Origin of the sequence: Glycocaulis albus, from assembly GCF_014639075.1 — a bacterium.
Taxonomy (GTDB): domain Bacteria; phylum Pseudomonadota; class Alphaproteobacteria; order Caulobacterales; family Maricaulaceae; genus Glycocaulis; species Glycocaulis albus.
Map to the genome: position 1 here is coordinate 105,837 of NZ_BMFS01000005.1, position 17,671 is coordinate 123,507.

Sequence of the window (17,671 nt, forward strand, 5' to 3'; positions counted from 1 at the left end):
TTAAATCCGGTCCCTTACCAGTCACCCATTACCATCAAGAAGCCCATGTCACAGCAAGACTTCCCCCTCGATACGAAGCGCCACACGGCGGCCCATCTGATGGCCGCTGCCGTGAAGGAAATCTGGCCAGAGGCCCGGTTCGGTGTGGGGCCTGCGACCGCGACCGGCTTCTACTACGACATCAACCTGCCCAATACGCTCACGCCGGAAGACCTGACCGCTATCGAGAAGCGCATGAAGGAAATGCGCAAGGAGCGCATTGCCATGGTGCGCGAGGAGCTGCCGATTGACAGCGCCATCGAGTACATGCGCCGCGAGGGGCAGGACTTCAAAGTCGAGCTTCTGGAACTCTTGCGCGACAAGGGCTCCACGGCGATTGCCAAGGAGACCGGCGATGAGAGTGTTGCCGGGGACGGCCTGGACTCCGTCAGCTTCTACAAGCTGGGTGATTTCGTCGATCTATGCCGTGGACCGCATGTCGATCATTCCGGCCAGGTCGGCCATTTCAAGCTGCGCTCTATCGCCGGCGCCTATTGGCGCGGGGATGCTAAGAACCCGCAGCTGCAGCGTATCCACGCCTTGTGCTTTGACACCAAGGAAGAGCTGGACGCGGAAATCCTGCGCCTTGAGGAGCAGGCCAAGCGCGACCACCGCAAGATCGGCAAGGAGCTGGGTCTTTTCACCATCGTGGAAGAGGTGGGCGCGGGCCTGCCGCTCTGGCTGCCGGCCGGCAATGTGATCCGCGACGAGCTGGAGCATCTGGCCCGTCAGGAAGAACGCGCCGCCGGATACCAGCGCGTCTCCACGCCCCACATCACCAAGGGCGAGCTGTATCACAAGTCCGGGCATTTGCCGTACTACGCCGAGGACATGTACGCGCCGATCATGATCGACGAGCAGGAATACTATCTGCGCCCGATGAACTGCCCGCACCACCACATGATCTACGCCCACGACCAGTGGAGCTATCGCGATCTGCCGGTGCGTCTGTCCGAATACGGACAGGTCTACCGCTATGAGGCGTCGGGCGGCCTGTCCGGGCTGATGCGGGTGCGCGGCTTCTGCCAGAACGACGCGCATATCTATTGCCGCGAGGATCAGGCCAAGGACGAGTTTCTGGCCGTGATGCACATGCATGCGAAATACTATCGCATGTTCGGCATCGAGGATTTCTGGATGCGGCTCTCCCTGCCCGATTTCGACAATCTCGACAAATATGTCGATGATACGCAAGGCTGGATGAAGGCGCTGGGCATCCTGAAAGAGGCGATGGACGAGTCCGGTTATCCGTACAAGGAAGTTGACGGCGAGGCGGCCTTCTACGGGCCCAAAGTGGACTTCATGGCGAAGTCCGTCGTCGGCACGGAGTACGCGATCTCCACCAACCAGCTAGACTTCATGGCCACCAAGCGCTTCGATCTGGAATACACGTCAGAGGACGGTTCCAAGCAGCCGGTCTATGTGATCCACCGCGCGCCGCTGGGCAGCCATGAGCGCTTCGTCGCCTTCCTGATCGAGCATTATGCCGGCAAGTTCCCGGTTTGGCTCGCGCCCGTTCAGGCGGTCGTGATCCCGATTGCCGACCGGCATGAGGAATATGCCAAACAGGTGCAGCAACGGCTGTTCAACGCGGAAACCAAATCGGTCCATTCGGGCATCCGCGTGGAAGCCGATCTGGCTGGCGAGCGTATGCAGAAGAAGATCCGCAACGCGCAGAACCGCAAAATCCCTTACATGCTCGTCGTCGGCGATGCCGAGGCCGAGGCCGGCACAGTCGCCCTGCGCCACCGCGATCATGGCGATCTCGGCACGGTGAGTGTGGACGATGTGATTGCCCGCATCACCAAAGAGATCAACACGCGGGTGGATCAGCCTGCGTGAATGGCTGGACTCCCGGCCGGGCATGGCGAGAGCCGGGACCTTGCGCAGAACTGGCAGATAGAGGCCCCGGACAGCGCTGCGCGCTTCCGGGGTTTCACGTTGTTGGGATCCTCACCTGACGCCTGGAAAGCTCGTTACATACTCCACCCGTATATCGGGAAAGCTCGTCACGAACTGCACCGTGAAGTCCGGGAAGCTGTCGACGAACTGCCAGCGCCCGCAGGAATCGGGAAAACTCGTGACCTGCTGCACCCGGATATCGGGGAAGCTGGAGACCAACTCCACCTTGATGTCGGGAAAACTGCTCACCACCTGAACCCTGCCCTGCAGGGGAATGCCGTTATAGGCGCAGTCCGGCCCCACAGGCGGGCTGGCGGCCAGCGCGGCCATGATCAGCGGTGAAGCAGCAATCAACATGGAAAAAGCCCCTCCCTGGCGGGAGAGGCTTTCAGAACGCTCATGAACGCGCGGTGAAGACCTCGCCCTCGTCTTTCGAGACGGCCTTTCAGGCCTCCTCGGGACGAGGGAAATGCATTCCTAATGCATGCCCTTCACGATGCTCTCGGTCATCTTCTTGGCATCGCCCAGCAGCATCAGCGTGTTGTCGCGGAAGAAGAGCGGGTTCTCCACCCCGGCATAGCCAGAGCCCAGCGAGCGCTTGATGAACATCACCGTGCCCGCCTTCCACACCTGCAGGACAGGCATGCCGTAAATCGGGCTGGACGGGTCGTCCTCGGCGGCCGGGTTGGTCACGTCATTGGCACCGATGACGAAGGCCACATCGGCCTGCGAGAAGGAGGAGTTGATATCCTCCAGCTCGAATACCTCGTCATAGGGCACCTGCGCTTCGGCCAGCAGCACGTTCATGTGGCCGGGCATGCGGCCCGCTACAGGGTGGATGGCGTAGGAGACGTCTACCCCTTCGGCTTTGAGCGCATCGCCCATTTCCTTCAGCGCATGCTGGGCCTGCGCCACCGCCATGCCATAGCCCGGCACGATGATGACCTTGCCGGCATTCTTCAGAATGAAGGCGGCATCATCGGCAGAGCCCTGCTTGACGATGCGCCCGCCGGTATCGGCCGCGGCAGACGCCACGCTTTCGCCGCCGAACCCGCCAAGGATCACGGAAATGAAGGAGCGGTTCATCCCCTTGCACATGATGTAGGAAAGGATGGCGCCCGATGAGCCCACCAGCGCGCCGGTAACCAGCAGCGCCGTGTTCTCCAGCGTGAAGCCGAGCGCAGCTGCGGCCCAGCCCGAATACGAGTTGAGCATGGAGACGACGACAGGCATGTCAGCCCCGCCAATCGGCACGATCAGCAAGACCCCCAGCACCAGTGCCAGAACCGCGATGATCCAGAACGCAGCTTTCGCGTCGCCGCCGGAAGCCACCAGAAACGCGATGAAGACGGCGCAGGCAATGCCGAGCCCGAGATTGAGCCAGTGCTGGCCTTTGAACACCAGTGGCGCGCCGGACATGATGCCCTGCAGTTTCATGAAGGCGATGACCGAGCCGGAGAAGGTAATCGCCCCGATGGCCGTGCCAATGCCTAGCTCGATCAATGACAGGGCTTTGAGGCCGCCCATCTCGTCGGCAATGCCGAACGCTGTGGGGGCGTAAAGTGCAGCCGCTGCTACGAGCACTGCGCACAGACCGACGAGAGAGTGGAACCCGGCGACCAGCTGAGGCATGGCCGTCATCGCGATGCGCCGCGCAATCACCGCACCTATCGTGCCGCCAACGGCTATTGCGCCGGCGATCACGATGAAGCCGGTAAAGCCGATATCGAGCAATAACAGCGTGGTCGTGATGGCTATCGCCATGCCTGCCATGCCGAAATAATTGCCCTGGCGGGCGGTTTCGGGATTGGACAACCCGCGCAGCGCCAGAATGAAGAGAATGCCCGAGCCGAGATAGAACAGGGCGGCAAAATTGGGGGTCATTCGCCGGACTCCTTGGGCGCTGCCGCCGGACGCTCTTTCTTCTTGTACATGGCCAGCATGCGCTGGGTGACGAGGAAGCCGCCGAAAATATTGATCGAGGCGAGCACCACGGCGAGAAGCCCTGTGCCTTGCGCAAACCGGCTGTCGAGGCCGGTTGCTGCTGCACCAGCGGCCAAGAGCGCGCCGACAATGATTACCGAGGAAATGGCGTTGGTCACGCTCATCAGGGGCGTGTGCAGGGCCGGGGTCACCGACCACACCACATAATAGCCCACAAAGATGGCGAGCACGAAAATCGCCAGCCGGTAGATATTCGGATCAATGGCTTCCATACGTCTCACTCCGCCCCGTTGCTGAGGCTCTGTCTGCTAGCCGAGGAATACCGCTGCGGCGGCAAAGGCGCTCAGCGTGACGATGGCCACACCGGCCATGACAATCTGTGTGATGCGGCGTTTCATGGGTCTATCCTCCGAGGGAAGGATGAACGACTGCGCCATCGCGCGTCAGCGTCATCCCCTTGATGATCTCGTCCTCCCATTGAGGCGAGAGCGCGCCAGCCTCATCCCGCAATAGCGGGGCAAGATTGACGAAATTCTTGGCCAGAAGCTGCGAGGCATCCGCAGCGAGGCGCGCAGGCAGATTGGTGAAGCCCGCGATCTTCACGCCGCCATGCTCCACGACCTCATCGGCCCTGGTCAGCTCGCAGTTTCCGCCTGTGGCGGCGGCGATGTCGATGATGACCGAGCCGGGCTTCATCGTCTCCACCATGGCCTTCGTGATGAGGCGTGGCGCCGGACGGCCCGGGATCAGCGCGGTTGTCACCACGATATCCTGCTTGGCGATATGAGCAGCGACCAGTTCGGCCTGTTTGGCCTTGTAGTCATCGCTCATCTCCTTGGCGTAGCCGCCAGCGGTCTCGGCGGCCTTGAATTCCTCGTCCTCGACAGCGATGAATTTTGCGCCCAGCGAGCCGACCTGTTCCTTGGCGGCGGGACGCACATCATTGGCCGACACGATCGCGCCCAGACGCCGTGCGGTGGCGATAGCCTGCAGGCCCGCAACGCCCGCGCCCATGATGAAGGCTTTCGCGGCGGCGACCGTTCCGGCAGCCGTCATCATCATCGGGAAGGCGCGGCCATAGAGCGTGGCGGCCTCGATAACCGCCCGGTAGCCAGCCAGGTTGGACTGTGAAGAAAGCGCGTCCATGGACTGGGCGCGCGTGATGCGCGGCGTGTATTCCATCGCCAGCGCGTTGACGCCCGCATCGGCGCAGGCCTTGGCAAAATCCTTGTCCCCATGCGGATCGAGAAGCCCGATCAGCACAGCGCCCTTCGGCAGCTTGGCAAGGGTTGCCGCATCGGGGCGGCGCACGGTCAGGAAAACCTCGCCATCCTTGATGGCTGCGGCACGGGTTACGCAATTTGCACCCGCCGCCTGATAGGCCGCGTCTGTCACACTGGCGGAAAGCCCTGCGCCCTTTTCCACCGATACGCTGGCACCGGCCTTGATAAGCGCCCTCACCGAGTCCGGCGTGGCGGCCACGCGGGCTTCGCCGGGAAATGTTTCGGTGAGAACGGCTATGCGCATGGTGACATCCTGTCCGGCCGGGGCGGGAGATACTCAGGATGTCACAATGCGCGAATCTCGATGATGCGCAAAGGCGAAATTTGGTTAACGGCCCGGGCTTAGCCCGTGAACACTGCGATTGCCAGGCCGATAATGGCTGTCAGCACCGTCAGAACACCGGTGGTCAGCCAGTACCACGGCCCCTGCTTCATGATCACGCCGCCAATGACACCGACAGCCAGGCCAAAGCCGAGCGCGGTGAACCAGCCAGAGCCGGTGGCGAAAGCAAATGTCAGGAATACAACCGTGTAGGCCAGCACCAGCGACGAGGAGACGCCCGCCTTCATCACGCCCACGAACATGCCTTGCTGCTCGGAAATATTCATTTCGCCGCGGGTGTATTCAGATGCCATGTCGGAGCTCCGTCTGGTCAGTAGAGGCTGTTGATCCGGCAATTAGCATGGGTTTGACCGGGGGCCAATACCGCTCAGGCGTGCTTTTTCGCCTGCTTTGCCCAGCCCTCGCACAGGGCTTGCAGCACGCTGGCAACCGCAAGCGGCTGGTCAAGGATCAGATGATGCTTGGCGTCGGGCACGCTGACGAAGGGCGAAGCTGTGAACACGGTGCGCATGTAGTCCCAGGTTTCGGCCTGCATCAGGCGCGATTGTGCGCCGCGTACGAACGCCAGCGGACATTTCAGGCTTGCCGCAGCCTTCTCGGGATCGCGCCGCTCCCAGCTCAGCTTCGCCCACAGATCCGGATCAAACTTCCACGTCACGCCGCCTTTCGTCTCTTTCAGCGAACCGCGCGCGATATGGTCCAGCAGCCAGAGATGCTCGCAAGGCTGGTCCGGCAAGAGGCGGAAGCGGGCCAGCGCTGTCCCGGTGTCCTTGTAAACACGGCCGCCCCGGCGCGGCGGCGACCCCTCGCGTTGCTCGGTCTGCGGGCGGATCGGGCTGTCCAGAATGATACCGGCCGCGAAATGTTCACCGATGGCGATGGCCGCGCTCAGCGTGACGAACCCGCCAAAGGAATGCCCGGCGAGTACCGGCTTTCCGGTTTCGAACGCGCCGCCAGCCTCGGCCGCGGCAAGCACATCGGACGCATGATCGTTCATCGAATAGGTCTCGCGCCAACCGCTATCGCCCATGCCGGCCAGATCTGGCGCCACAACGCGGTAGCCTTCAGCCGCGAGGAAGGGCCCTATTGCGTCCCACCATCCCTTGTGGGCCGTGCCGCCATGAACCAGGATCAGGCCCGGCGCGCCGCGCGGCCCCCATGCCTTCCAGGAAAGAGCGGTATCCAGCCGTGATACAGTACCGGTCTCGCACTCTGTCTCCAGGGCGCGGGCAAACCATTTCGGGCCCGTCAGCTTTTCACCCTTGAGTGCGGCAAGCGGAGAGGGCGGGCGTTCGCGTTCGGTCATCAGGAAATCCGTCCGTTTACATGACGGGCCGGGCAGCAGCGTCCCCGGCGGCAGAAGGGAGGCATTGGGTAGGCCCGCAGGCGCGATGCGTCAATCAGCGCCGGTCAGCTTCCTCTCAACCTATTGCTAACCCTCTATTTACCCTAACCATTTCTCACCGGTCTCTACACGTGACCTTAACCGGAAGTGTCCCATAACGGTGCGCATCAAGGGGCGGGTCCACAACAGAGCCTGGCCGTTCACGCAGAAAACTGCGGAATGGTCACAAAGGGCCGGGGCACGCCTCACCAAGGTGGGACAAAAAAGGTGTGGGTGACATGGCCAAGACAATCCTGATCGTCGATGACGATCCGACGCAACGCCGCCTGATGCAGGCGGTTCTGGAAAAGCAGGGGCATCACCCTGAAATGGCCGAAAGCGGAGAAGCCGGTCTCGACCGCATCCGCCGCGGCGGCATTGATGTCGTGCTGCTGGACATGGTCATGCCGGGCATGGACGGTCAGGAAACGCTCGAGGCGATCAAGGCGCGCGAGCCGGACCTGCCGGTCATCGTCCTCACCGCCCATGGCGGTATCGAGACGGTGGTAAAGGCGATGCGTGCCGGTGCGGTCGACTTCTTCGTGAAGCCTGCCAGCCCGGAACGTATCGCGGTCTCCATCCGCAATGCCTTCAAGGTGAAGGATCTGACCGGCGAGGTGACGCGCCTGAAGCGCACCCAGTCCGGCCAGCTCGGCTTCAAGGACATGATCGCGTCGGCACCCGCCATGCGTCAGGTCGTGCGGCTGGGCGAGCGCGCGGCCAAGTCCAACATTCCGATCCTCATCACCGGGGAAAGCGGCGTCGGCAAGGAGCTGGTCGCCCGCTCCATCATGGCGGCGTCCGACCGGGCAGGCCGTCCTTTCGTGGCCGTGAACTGTGGTGCGATCCCGGAAAACCTGGTGGAATCCACCCTGTTCGGTCACGAAAAGGGTGCGTTCACCGGCGCGGTGGCCAAGCATATGGGCAAGTTCCAGGAGGCTGATGGCGGCACGCTCTTCCTTGACGAAATCGGCGAGTTGCCGCTGGACATGCAGGTGAAGCTGCTGCGCGCCCTGCAGGAAGGCGAGGTTGACCCGGTCGGCGGCAAGAAGCCGGTGAAGGTCGATGTTCGCATCGTTTCGGCGACGAACCGCGATCTGGCCGAGCAGGTCAAATGCGGCGCTTTCCGCGAAGACCTGTTCTACCGCCTCAATGTCTTCCCCATCGAGGTGCCAAGCCTTGCCGAGCGGGCCGACGACATCCCGGCTCTGGTGCGCCACTTCATTGCGCGCTTCAACGCGCAAGAGGGCAAGACCGTGCTGGATGCTACATCGGAGACAATGGACATGCTCGCCCGCCATCACTGGAAGGGCAATGTGCGCCAGTTGGAAAATGCGGTGTTCCGCGCCGTGGTTCTGTGCGACGGGGATTATCTGACGCCAGAGGATTTTCCGCAGATTTCCGGGCTGAACCCGACCTTGCGCTCAGCCGAAGCCGAGCGTCCGGCTGCGGTTGCCGAGACAGCTGCTCCTGCCGAGCCGGTGGACGAGACCGGAGAGGAGAGCAATGGTCACGTATCTGCGTTCCCGGTGGATATTACGGACGCGGGCGGGCATTTGCGGCCGCTGGAATCCATCGAGCGCGACCTGATCGCCTTTGCCATCGAGACCTATTCGGGCCGCATGGCGGAAGTGGCGCGCAGGCTCGGCCTTGGCCGTTCCACGCTGTACCGCAAGGTGCGAGAGTACGATCTCGAAGTGGACAATTTCCGCGAGGCGGGTTGATGGGTGGTCCTCAGATGCTCCGCACATCCGTGCGTCGCTGCGGGCAATCCCCGATCAAGCCGGGGACAGGCCTTCGCGCCCGCGACTTTTCGCGGAACATCGCAACGCGGATGCGTTGCGGAAACTAAAGAGGCATGGGTCCCCCGGACCGCTACGCGGCCGGAGGATGACAACGGATCAAACCTATGCGCCTTCAAACTCTGGCCAATAATCGATCAGCCTTGTAGCGTCCGGGCAGGTTTCAACTGCCCGGACGTTTTCTCATGCGCGCTGTCCTGATTACCCTTCTGCCTGCCGCTTTGGCCCTGTCCTCGTGTCAGGAGGCCGCAACGCCGGTTCTCGAGCAGGAGGGTGAGCGGCTAACGATTGAACGGCTCTACGCCTCGCCTGATCTGACCGGCCCCACGGCGCGCTCGGTGCGTTTCTCGCCTGATGGCAGCCGGATCACCTTCCTGCGCGCCAAGGAGGAGGACCGTACGGTTCAGGATCTCTGGGCGATGGATGTGGAGACGGGCCGCACCTATGTGCTCGTAGATGCGCGCCAGCTGGCACCCGAAGAACGCGAGCTGACAGAGGCGGAAATCCAGTTCCGCGAGCGCGCCCGCATCACCGCTACAGGCGTCGTCAGCTATGACTGGGACGAAGCCGGCGACGCCGTTCTGGTGCCGCTGGACGGCGATGTCTTCTATGTCGACGTGGAGAGCGGCGAGGCCCGCCGCCTGACGGAGACTGAAGCGTTCGAGACCGACGCCAAGGTCAGCCCGCGCGGCGGCTATGTCTCCTTCATCCGTGACCAGAATCTCTGGGTCCATGATCTGGCGACTGGCGAGGAGCGCGCCCTGACGACAGAAGGTGGCGGCCTGATCAGCTGGGGTATGGCCGAATTCGTCGCGCAGGAAGAAATGAGCCGCTACACCGGCTATTGGTGGTCGCCCGATGACAGCCGCATCGCCGTTGCCCGCGTGGATGAAAGCCCCGTCATGGTCGTGGAGCGTTTCGGCATTTCCGCCGAGGGCGTGTCCGTCTCCGAGCAGCGCTATCCGCGAGCCGGCACCCCCAATGCCATTGTCACCCTGCATGTGATCGACCTCGCCAGCGGCGAGGTGGTCGACATGGACCTGGGTGATGAAACCGATATCTATCTCAACCGCGTCAACTGGAGCCGGTCTGGTGGAACCTTGTGGGTGCAGCGCCAGAACCGCGCACAGACGCAATGGGATTTGCTGGCCCTGAACCCCACGACCGGAGCTGAAGATGCCACAAGGCGCATCACCGAAACGGCGGATACCTGGATCAATCTCGATCACGATCTGCACACCACCGCCGGCGGGGGGCTGCTCTATCTCTCCGAACAGTCCGGCTTTCGGCATATCCGCCGTGTCCATGCCGACGGGACAGCTGAGGACCTCACCTCCGGCAACTGGGTGGTCGATGGTATTGCCGGCCTGGATGAGGAGAGCGGCACGGTCTGGTTTACCGGCTGGATGGAAAGCCCGCTGGAGCGCCATCTCTACTCGGTGAGCCTTGAGGGCGATGAGCCCGTGCGCCTCACGCAAGGCCAGGGCCGCTGGAGTGTCTCTGTCGGATCGGGCGGATCGGGCTTTATCGGCACCTATTCGGATGTGGAGACACCGCCCAGCACCGCGCTCTTTGCCATGGACGGGGAGCGGATCGCCTGGGTGGAGGAAAACCCGCTCGATGAAACCCATCCTTACGCGCCCTATCTCGCCCGCCATGTCTGGCCCGAATACGGCACACTGACAGCCGCCGATGGCGAGACCGATCTGCACTGGCAGATGTACCGCCCGGACCATTGCACGGCCTCCACGCCTTGCCCGGCCATCGTGCAGGTGTATGGCGGACCCGGCGTGCAGACCGTACACACGGGCTGGCAGTCCTTGCGTGACCAGATCCTGGTCCAATCCGGCTATGTCCTCTTCAAGGTCGACAACCGGGGCAGCTCAAACCGCGGTCATGCCTTCGAGGCCGCCCTGCATCTGCGCATGGGCATTCTCGAGGTCGAAGACCAGCTGGCGGGCCTTGACTGGCTGCAGGCGCGCGATTTCGTTGATGCGGACAGGGTGGGCCTGTGGGGCTGGTCCTATGGCGGCTACATGACGCTGATGACCACGCTTCAGGCACCGGGCCGGTTTGCCGCCGGGATTGCTGGTGCGCCGGTGACCGACTGGTCACTCTATGACACGCATTACACCGAGCGCTTCATGTCCACCCCGCAGGAGAATCCGGAAGGCTACGAGGCCGGGTCGGTGTTTGCCCATCTTGATGGTTATGAGACGCCGCTTCTCGTCATTCACGGCATGGCCGACGACAATGTGACCTTCGATCACTCCACCCGCCTGTTTGCCGAACTGCAGGAGCGCGGGGAGCTGTTCGAGATGATGACCTATCCCGGCCAGCGCCACGGAATCCGCCCGCCGCCCTTGCAGATTCACCTTCTGAAGACACAGATGGCCTTCTTCGACCGGCATTTGTGGCCTGAACGATAAGACCCTGTACCCACAGAGCCGGTCCGCTTCACTGCCCGCCTGAAAGCCTTCGAGACGGGGGAGCGGACATGGATTGCCGACGTGCACGGTTTGCAGGAGGTCTGGCCGGATGGCCAGTCACGCACCTTGCCCTGGCAAGCTTTGCGCCGGCCGACTTTGGCCTGCTGGCGCTTAGGCTGCTGACTGGCAGTTTCCTTATGTGGGGGACGGTCGACAATATCAGCTCAGCTGAGCGCATGGCCGAGTTTGTCGGCTTTCTGGGCCAGTCCGGCTTCATCATGCCAGAGCTGATGGCGCCACTCTCGGTCTACACCCAGTTCATCTGCGGGGCGCTGGTCAGCTGATCACTGGCTGGAGCGCCGGATAACAAAGCCGAAAGCCTGATCCTGTCTGCCGCCGCCGTGGCATTTAGCGCACAGGCTGGGCTTTCAAACACGGTTAACCGGCCCTTTTGACCTTAACATCGCCCGATTTTTCGCAGTAACCTTCTGTTAACGGGCGGCCAGCAGGCCGGCAGAGGGACCGGAAAAAGACTGGCGGGTACATCGCGCCAGCGAGGGGAAAATGGGCCAATGACGTCTGAAGTGATGATCATGAACCGCCAGGCCGTGGCGCTCGCCGCTGACAGTGCGGTCACCTATGGCGGCGGGCCGGACCCGGTGGTCACGCTGGAGGCGGAGAAAATCCTGCCGCTCAATGGCTCGGTCGCGCTCATGGTCTATTCGCGCGGTGATGTGCTGGGCCGCTCCTGGTCGCAGATCGCCCACGCCTTCCGCCAGCAGCATGGCAGCGCAGAATTTGAAAGCGTGGCCGAGTGCGCGAAAGCCTTTTTTGCCTTCGTGGACGGCAATCGCAAGCTTTTCCCCGAGCGCGAGGAGCGCGAGGAGTTCGAGGAGCTGATGCGCGCCGCCTTCCTCACCCTGATGAATCATGCGCGCGCCATGGCGAGCTATCCGGGCGCCGGGTATGAAGACGATGCAGCCGCCTTCGAGGCTGCTCTGGAGCTCTATCGCAGCCATCTTGCCAATGATGAGAGCGGCCGTCCGCGAGCGGACCTGGAGGTGTTTGGTCATCTGACCCGGGAACGCTTCTACGAGCTGTACGGCGCCATGCTCGATCAGCTGATCGCCGATGCGCTGGGCGCGTTCGGGCAGGAAGAGGCGATGCGCGCGCGCCTGTTCGATTTTGCCTACATGATCGTCACCAAGCCGGCCTTTCTGGAACCCTATGCGGGCCTTGTGTTCGCCGGTCTGGGGACAGCCGACATTTTCCCGGTCTATGTCCATCACTACGCCTCCATCCTCGTAGACGGCGTGATGAAGCGCGCTCATGACGAGACCACGGCTGTGGGCGTGGATGACGGGCCGAACGCCTTTGTGCGCACGTTTGCACAAGCGGACATGACCCATGCCTTCCTGCGCGGCATCCACCCGCTCATGTTCGACATGATGATCTCGATGAACCTCATCACCAACGAGGCGGCCGCCGAAACGGCCCTGCGCGAGGCGGGACTTGATGACAGCAAGGCAGGCGAGGTGATGGAGCGCATCGGGCAGAGCGCCCTGCCGGCACTGACCGGTCATTTCATCAAGGCCTCCCATCAGGTCAGCCAGGAGGAGTTCATCAACCCCTTCATCCAGGTGGTCTCGGCCTCCGGCAAGCGCCAGATAGCAGAAACCTCCAAGGCACTTGTGGAACTCAACATCCTAAAAAGCAGCCTTCACATGACCCAGACCGGGGTTGGCGGGGATGTGGATGTGGTGATGATCTCGCAAACCGGCGGCGTTGAATGGTATGCTCGCAAGGCCTGAGGGCTGGCGGGCAAGGAGCAATGATATGAACGATACACCGTCCCGGCTGGATCTGGACCGCGCCCGCGCCGCACTGGCCAAGGTGCGTGATGAAGGCGCGATTGCCGTGCGCGCCCCGCGCCCGGCAGACCTGTCACGCCTGCGAGAGGAGGCCGACCGCCGCCACCGCATCGAAACGCGTGCCGGTGCCTTCCGCATGGAATTGCGCAGCCAGCTTGGCCTTGCCGACACGCAAGGCCCTTACTCGCCTTTGCCGTTGAACACATCCGGCGTGCTGGGCCACGCCCTGTGTGACGCGGATATCTGCACACCCGAACCGCCCATGGCTGCAGCGCCCGCGCGCCCGAAGGCCGATCCGGCGCCCTCCATTGCCGGTGACCATGCCGATACGGGCTTTGCCGGTGAGGCGCCGGCCGTCGAGCCGGTGGCGCCGGAAACGGATGCAGGGTGGGCGGATGGCGCGCCCGAACCGGAAGCGCCGCCCCAGCGCAAGAAGTTCCTGGGGCTGTTCTAGGCCGGGTCTCGCTGAGCTCCCGGAAGTCCGGAGGGCTGTCCGGGACCAGTTTCAGGATAGTTCTGATAGAGGCCACGGGTCTCGCAAAGCTCGCCCGGGGTTTCATGGCTTGAATTACGCCGTCAGCAAAACCTGGCAGATCGCTTCAAGCCCGTCCCTGTCTTCCGGACCGAAGGCGCCAAGGCTTTCAGAGTCCACGTCCAGCACCGCCGCCAGCGATCCGTCGGCCCGGAATACCGGCACGACGATTTCCGAGTTTGATCGGCTGTCGCAGGCTATGTGGCCGGGGAAGGCATGGACATCTTCCACCAGCTGCGTCTCGCCGCTCGCCGCCGCCGCGCCGCACACACCCTTGCCAAAGGGAATGCGCAAACACCCCAGCGTGCCCTGGTACGGGCCAACCACCAGCTCTGCCGGCTTTAGCGGGTCGACCACATAGAAGCCCGTCCAGAAGAAACGCGGGGCAAAATTCTGTGCCAGCACGCAGGCCGCCGTGGCAAAGCGCGCCGTCTCGCTGGTCTCGCCTGCCACAATGGCGGCAATCTCCTCCGCCACGCGGACATAGGCTTGTTCAAGCGTTTCGCCTGCGGGTGCGGTAGAAAGGGCTTCGGCCATGGGCATCCTCATTCAGCAGCAATGATGTGACATCTAGGCGTGAATGGGCCGCCTCGCCAGAGGCGTGGCGTGCGCTTTCCCGCCCGGCATCAGCCCCTTGCATGGGCTCGGCCTTCGCCGTACATCGGTTCTGTGCAATGCGCCTCGCGGGTGTAGCTCAATGGTAGAGCAGAAGCTTCCCAAGCTTAAGACGAGGGTTCGATTCCCTTCACCCGCTCCATTTTTCCGTCAGTGCTGAGCCTACCCTTCGCGTTCGCGCGGACACGGGCGGGCGGTGGTCCTTCCCTGACGGGATCGGAATAACCATTTCTGCCGCCTCAAACAAATTTCCCGCCCCCCGGTGATCCGGGCTTTGTTCTATCGCGTATTGAATATCAGATACCGCTTTCCGGTATCGCGAGGCTGGCCGGTTTCCCCCGGACGCCCGGCTTCGTTCCGGCAACTGAAACGGAGACTATTCCATGCGTCTGACTGCCATGATTTCCTCGACCGCCGCTGCCGCTGCCCTTCTGGCCGCGCCGGTGCTTGCCGACCATCACAGCGAGCCTGCCGACATCGTCGATACGGCTGTGGCCGCTGACGACTTCAACACGCTGGTCGCCGCTGTGCAGGCCGCTGATCTTGTTGACGCCCTGAAAGGCGAAGGCCCGTTCACCGTCTTTGCGCCGACCGATGCGGCTTTTGCCGCCCTGCCGGAAGGCACGGTTGACACCCTGCTGATGCCGGAAAATCAGGCGCAGCTGCAGGCCGTTCTGACCTACCACGTGGTTGCGGGCAGCTACATGTCCGACAGCATCGATCCCGGCAGCTATGATCTGGAAACCCTGCAAGGCTCCACGGTCAATGTCGTCGTCGGTGAAGACGGCTCGGTCACGGTGGATGGCGCCAACGTCATCACCGCCGACATCGAAGCCTCCAACGGCGTGATCCACGTGATCGACGCCGTCATCCTGCCGAACTGATCCCCTCCATAGATTCGGCATTTGGAAGGGCCCGCCGTTCTCCCCTGCGGCGGGCCCTTTTTTGTCTTTGAGGGTAGGGCTATTCGCCGGCTTCCTCGCTGGCCTTGCCGCTGGCTTCAATGGCTTTGAGCTCGGTATTCTCCGGCGCGTCGGAGGCCTTCAGTGCGCCCTTGCGGCGTGCGGCACGTGGAACGATCAGCGTCTGCACCTGGCTTTCCATGTACTCGATGATCATGCCGGCGACGTCTTTCTCGCTTGTGCGCTCAATGCCTTCCAGACCCGGCGAGGAATTGACCTCCAGGATTTTTGGCCCGGAATTGGAGCGTAGCAGGTCCACCCCCGCTACCGATAATCCCATCGCCTTGGCGGCCCGCACGGCTGTGGATCGCTCCTCGGGGGTGATTTTGACCGCTTCTGCCGTGCCGCCCCGGTGCAAATTGGAGCGGAATTCGTCAGCGGAGGCCTGGCGCTTCATGGCTGCTACCACCTTGCCGCCGACGACGAAGCAGCGAATGTCGGCCCCGCCTGCCTCCTTGACGAATTCCTGAACGATGAAATTGGCTTCCAGCCCGCGAAATGCGTCGATCACGCTTTCGGCCGCCTTCTTGGTATCGGCCAGTACCACGCCCCGGCCTTGCGTGCTTTCCAGCAGTTTCACCACCAGCGGCGCGCCGCCGACCAGCTCTATCAGGGTCTTGGTGTCCTTGGGCGAGTGGGCAAAGGCCGTCGAGGGCATGCCGATGCCGGCACGCGCCAGCAGCTGGTGGGCGTAAAGCTTGTCGCGGCTGGCGCCGATGGCGGCGGCCGGATTGAGAATATAGGCGCCGGTCATGGCAAACTGGCGGATCACCGCCATGCCGTAATTGGTCATCGATGCGCCGATGCGCGGGATCACCGCATCAAAACGGGGCAGGCGGCGGCCATCATAGTAGATGGCAGGCGAGAGCGTATTAATGCCCATCGAGCAGCGCGCCGTATTGATCATCTCGGCAACGTGGCCACGCTCCTCGGCAGCCTTTTTCAGGCGCTTCGAGGAGTAATTGGTCGGCTCGCGGGTCAGTATGGCGATGCGAAGCGGGCGCTTGACCGGCTTCTGGCGCGGATAGTCTGAATAGACCTTGTAGCCGATCTTGCCCTGCACGTAGGAGACGGCCGGGTTGACCACGATGCCGTCGCGGATGGCCGTGCGGCCCAGCAGCATGCGGTAATTCATGCTTTCCCGGTTGGTCAGGGTGAGCTCGATAGGCCACTCGCGCGCGCCGACCTTGACCATCGCCTCGATCACCCAGCGCAGCTCGGACTCGCCATTGGACGAGGTGACCTCGCGCCGGTCGACGGCTGGCGCCGCGCAAGTGATCTCCACATCGGGCTGGCTGGGGATGGGGTGGATGACAAAGCGCACCTGTGGCGCATTGTCCGGTCCGAACGGCTCTACCGATACCGCATGCAGCGCAGAGGTGCGCGCGCCGGTATCGACCTTGGCCTTGATCGCCGGAATGCCCAGCTCCGGGAAGGACGCCCACTCTTCCCAACCCAGTACGAACGGTTGATCCATCAAATCCTCTATAGTCCTCTGGCGCCCTGATAATGCTGGCGGGCTTGCCCGCCAGCCGCGTGCCTTAGCGCGCAATTCTTCCCGCGTCCATCGGGCCTGCTTGCGGGATGGATGTCAATTTCTTCCGGCCCGGAAAGATATATCTGCGCTTGGCGAGCCTCGACGCGCGGCGCCCCGTGGCCCATGTCATCAGGCATATGGATCACAGGAGGCTTCATCATGGCCGGAATATACCGTCCGCTTGTGAAATTGACGCGCGGCATGGCCGCCTCGGACGGGGCGGGCGTGAAAATGACGCGTCTGCTAGGCACGCCTGAATTGCGCGTGCTGGACCCTTTCCTGATGCTCGACAAGTTCCACTCCGATAACCCGGACGATTATATCGCCGGCTTTCCCGAGCATCCCCACCGGGGCTTTGAGACCGTGACCTACATGGTCGCGGGCCGCATGCGCCACAAGGACAATAAGGGCCATGAAGGCGTGATCGAGCCGGGCGGGGTGCAGTGGATGACGGCCGCTGGCGGCATCATCCATTCGGAAATGCCCGAGCAGGAAGACGGGCTGATGAGTGGCTTCCAGCTCTGGATCAACCTGCCCGCAGCCGAGAAGATGAAGCCGGCCGGCTATCAGGAATACACCGCCTCCCAGGTGGCTGAGGACAGGCGTGAGGGCGTGACGGCGCGCATCGTCGCCGGACGCACTTCGGCAGGCGTTGAAGGCCCGGTGAAAAACATCACGACGCAGCCTTTTTACGCCGAGCTCGTTATGGAGCCGGGTGCTGTGTTCGAGGAGGCCATTCCGGCGGAGAAAACCACCATCCTGGCAGTCCATACCGGCCAGGTAAGCGTTTCTGGCATTGCTTTGCCCGAAGCCCATCTGGGCGTTTTCGGCCCCGGCGACACGGTACGTATCGAGGCGGGGCCACACGGTGCCCGCGCCATCCTGGCGGCCGCCAACCCGATTGGCGAACCGATCGCCTGGGGCGGTCCGTTCGTGATGAATACCGAAGGCGAGGTGCGCCAGGCCATGCTGGACTACCAGATGGGCCGGTTCTGACGCGTCAATCGCCCCGGGACGGATAGAAGCAG

16 protein-coding genes and 1 tRNA gene are annotated in these 17,671 nt (G+C 62.8%); 9 read left to right on the top strand and 8 right to left on the bottom strand.

Features of this window, described 5'->3' with window-relative positions:
- Positions 1 to 45: 45 nt before the first annotated feature.
- Positions 46 to 1,881, top strand: coding sequence for a threonine--tRNA ligase (gene thrS / locus IEV75_RS06995; protein ID WP_188451846.1), 1,836 nt, complete (start codon positions 46 to 48; stop codon positions 1,879 to 1,881).
- Positions 1,882 to 1,992: 111 nt separating this feature from the next.
- Here the strand turns inward: thrS and IEV75_RS07000 are convergent, their stop codons facing one another.
- The 6 genes from IEV75_RS07000 to IEV75_RS07025 all read right to left on the bottom strand — a co-directional run bounded on the left by IEV75_RS07000 (position 1,993) and on the right by IEV75_RS07025 (position 6,817).
- The gene (locus tag IEV75_RS07000; RefSeq protein ID WP_188451847.1) at positions 1,993 to 2,298 is read right to left on the bottom strand and encodes a 7(1) septoil knot domain-containing protein; all 306 of its coding nucleotides are present in this window, start codon (positions 2,296 to 2,298) and stop codon (positions 1,993 to 1,995) included.
- A gap of 120 nt (positions 2,299 to 2,418) precedes the next feature.
- A complete protein-coding gene (locus tag IEV75_RS07005) occupies positions 2,419 to 3,825 on the bottom strand; it encodes an NAD(P)(+) transhydrogenase (Re/Si-specific) subunit beta (protein WP_188451848.1) in 1,407 nt (468 codons plus the stop codon).
- Positions 3,822 to 4,157 carry an NAD(P) transhydrogenase subunit alpha part 2 gene (locus tag IEV75_RS07010; RefSeq protein WP_188451849.1) on the bottom strand — a complete coding sequence of 112 codons (336 nt, stop codon included), beginning with the start codon at positions 4,155 to 4,157 and terminating at the stop codon, positions 3,822 to 3,824. Before IEV75_RS07010 ends, IEV75_RS07005 begins: the two co-directional genes overlap by 4 nt.
- A 130-nt stretch (positions 4,158 to 4,287) precedes the next feature.
- On the bottom strand, positions 4,288 to 5,412 hold the full coding sequence (locus tag IEV75_RS07015) for a Re/Si-specific NAD(P)(+) transhydrogenase subunit alpha (RefSeq protein ID WP_188451850.1): 1,125 nt from the start codon (positions 5,410 to 5,412) through the stop codon (positions 4,288 to 4,290).
- A gap of 98 nt (positions 5,413 to 5,510) precedes the next feature.
- Positions 5,511 to 5,804 (bottom strand): aa3-type cytochrome c oxidase subunit IV, encoded by a 294-nt coding sequence (locus IEV75_RS07020; protein ID WP_188451851.1) that lies wholly within the window; start codon positions 5,802 to 5,804, stop codon positions 5,511 to 5,513.
- A gap of 74 nt (positions 5,805 to 5,878) precedes the next feature.
- On the bottom strand, positions 5,879 to 6,817 hold the full coding sequence (locus IEV75_RS07025; RefSeq protein ID WP_188451852.1) for an alpha/beta fold hydrolase: 939 nt from the start codon (positions 6,815 to 6,817) through the stop codon (positions 5,879 to 5,881).
- Between the two features lie 317 nt (positions 6,818 to 7,134).
- Between IEV75_RS07025 and IEV75_RS07030 the strand changes: the two genes are divergently transcribed.
- From IEV75_RS07030 to IEV75_RS07050, 5 genes are all read left to right on the top strand, one after another.
- Positions 7,135 to 8,619: a sigma-54-dependent transcriptional regulator gene (locus IEV75_RS07030; RefSeq protein WP_188451853.1), complete on the top strand. Its 1,485-nt coding sequence runs from the start codon at positions 7,135 to 7,137 to the stop codon at positions 8,617 to 8,619.
- A 263-nt stretch (positions 8,620 to 8,882) separates the two neighbouring features.
- Positions 8,883 to 11,126, top strand: a complete 2,244-nt coding sequence (locus tag IEV75_RS07035; RefSeq protein ID WP_188451854.1) for a S9 family peptidase — start codon at positions 8,883 to 8,885, stop codon at positions 11,124 to 11,126.
- 68 nt (positions 11,127 to 11,194) lie between these two features.
- Positions 11,195 to 11,470 carry a DoxX family membrane protein gene (locus tag IEV75_RS07040; RefSeq protein ID WP_188451855.1) on the top strand — a complete coding sequence of 92 codons (276 nt, stop codon included), beginning with the start codon at positions 11,195 to 11,197 and terminating at the stop codon, positions 11,468 to 11,470.
- A gap of 228 nt (positions 11,471 to 11,698) precedes the next feature.
- Positions 11,699 to 12,937: a hypothetical protein gene (locus IEV75_RS07045; protein WP_188451856.1), complete on the top strand. Its 1,239-nt coding sequence runs from the start codon at positions 11,699 to 11,701 to the stop codon at positions 12,935 to 12,937.
- Positions 12,938 to 12,962: 25 nt separating this feature from the next.
- The gene (locus tag IEV75_RS07050) at positions 12,963 to 13,451 is read left to right on the top strand and encodes a hypothetical protein (protein WP_188451857.1); all 489 of its coding nucleotides are present in this window, start codon (positions 12,963 to 12,965) and stop codon (positions 13,449 to 13,451) included.
- A gap of 114 nt (positions 13,452 to 13,565) precedes the next feature.
- Here the strand turns inward: IEV75_RS07050 and msrC are convergent, their stop codons facing one another.
- Positions 13,566 to 14,066 (bottom strand): free L-methionine (R)-S-oxide reductase MsrC, encoded by a 501-nt coding sequence (msrC, locus tag IEV75_RS07055; protein ID WP_188451858.1) that lies wholly within the window; start codon positions 14,064 to 14,066, stop codon positions 13,566 to 13,568.
- A 146-nt stretch (positions 14,067 to 14,212) separates the two neighbouring features.
- Here msrC and IEV75_RS07060 point away from each other — a divergent pair.
- Both IEV75_RS07060 and IEV75_RS07065 read left to right on the top strand, forming a co-directional pair.
- Positions 14,213 to 14,286, top strand: a tRNA-Gly gene (locus tag IEV75_RS07060).
- Between the two features lie 241 nt (positions 14,287 to 14,527).
- The gene (locus IEV75_RS07065) at positions 14,528 to 15,028 is read left to right on the top strand and encodes a fasciclin domain-containing protein (protein ID WP_217979994.1); all 501 of its coding nucleotides are present in this window, start codon (positions 14,528 to 14,530) and stop codon (positions 15,026 to 15,028) included.
- Positions 15,029 to 15,107: 79 nt separating this feature from the next.
- On the opposite strand, the gene rimK is transcribed toward IEV75_RS07065, so the two are convergent.
- Positions 15,108 to 16,583 carry a 30S ribosomal protein S6--L-glutamate ligase gene (gene rimK / locus IEV75_RS07070; protein WP_188451859.1) on the bottom strand — a complete coding sequence of 492 codons (1,476 nt, stop codon included), beginning with the start codon at positions 16,581 to 16,583 and terminating at the stop codon, positions 15,108 to 15,110.
- Positions 16,584 to 16,802: 219 nt separating this feature from the next.
- Between rimK and IEV75_RS07075 the strand changes: the two genes are divergently transcribed.
- Positions 16,803 to 17,639 carry a pirin family protein gene (locus IEV75_RS07075; protein ID WP_188451860.1) on the top strand — a complete coding sequence of 279 codons (837 nt, stop codon included), beginning with the start codon at positions 16,803 to 16,805 and terminating at the stop codon, positions 17,637 to 17,639.
- The last annotated feature ends 32 nt before the right edge of the window (positions 17,640 to 17,671 follow it).

What these genes read in the sequence shown, in the direction of transcription:
- IEV75_RS07035 (WP_188451854.1), top strand. Translation starts at nt 8,883, where the DNA reads ATGCGCGCTGTCCTGATTACCCTTCTGCCTGCCGCTTTGGCCCTGTCC.
- IEV75_RS07010 (WP_188451849.1), bottom strand. Translation starts at nt 4,157, where the DNA reads ATGGAAGCCATTGATCCGAATATCTACCGGCTGGCGATTTTCGTGCTC.
- IEV75_RS07065 (WP_217979994.1), top strand. Translation starts at nt 14,528, where the DNA reads ATGCGTCTGACTGCCATGATTTCCTCGACCGCCGCTGCCGCTGCCCTT.
- IEV75_RS07050 (WP_188451857.1), top strand. Translation starts at nt 12,963, where the DNA reads ATGAACGATACACCGTCCCGGCTGGATCTGGACCGCGCCCGCGCCGCA.
- IEV75_RS07005 (WP_188451848.1), bottom strand. Translation starts at nt 3,825, where the DNA reads ATGACCCCCAATTTTGCCGCCCTGTTCTATCTCGGCTCGGGCATTCTC.
- IEV75_RS07020 (WP_188451851.1), bottom strand. Translation starts at nt 5,804, where the DNA reads ATGGCATCTGAATACACCCGCGGCGAAATGAATATTTCCGAGCAGCAA.
- IEV75_RS07040 (WP_188451855.1), top strand. Translation starts at nt 11,195, where the DNA reads ATGGATTGCCGACGTGCACGGTTTGCAGGAGGTCTGGCCGGATGGCCA.
- thrS (WP_188451846.1), top strand. Translation starts at nt 46, where the DNA reads ATGTCACAGCAAGACTTCCCCCTCGATACGAAGCGCCACACGGCGGCC.
- IEV75_RS07000 (WP_188451847.1), bottom strand. Translation starts at nt 2,298, where the DNA reads ATGTTGATTGCTGCTTCACCGCTGATCATGGCCGCGCTGGCCGCCAGC.
- IEV75_RS07025 (WP_188451852.1), bottom strand. Translation starts at nt 6,817, where the DNA reads ATGACCGAACGCGAACGCCCGCCCTCTCCGCTTGCCGCACTCAAGGGT.
- IEV75_RS07045 (WP_188451856.1), top strand. Translation starts at nt 11,699, where the DNA reads ATGACGTCTGAAGTGATGATCATGAACCGCCAGGCCGTGGCGCTCGCC.
- IEV75_RS07030 (WP_188451853.1), top strand. Translation starts at nt 7,135, where the DNA reads ATGGCCAAGACAATCCTGATCGTCGATGACGATCCGACGCAACGCCGC.
- msrC (WP_188451858.1), bottom strand. Translation starts at nt 14,066, where the DNA reads ATGGCCGAAGCCCTTTCTACCGCACCCGCAGGCGAAACGCTTGAACAA.
- IEV75_RS07075 (WP_188451860.1), top strand. Translation starts at nt 16,803, where the DNA reads ATGGCCGGAATATACCGTCCGCTTGTGAAATTGACGCGCGGCATGGCC.
- IEV75_RS07015 (WP_188451850.1), bottom strand. Translation starts at nt 5,412, where the DNA reads ATGCGCATAGCCGTTCTCACCGAAACATTTCCCGGCGAAGCCCGCGTG.
- rimK (WP_188451859.1), bottom strand. Translation starts at nt 16,583, where the DNA reads ATGGATCAACCGTTCGTACTGGGTTGGGAAGAGTGGGCGTCCTTCCCG.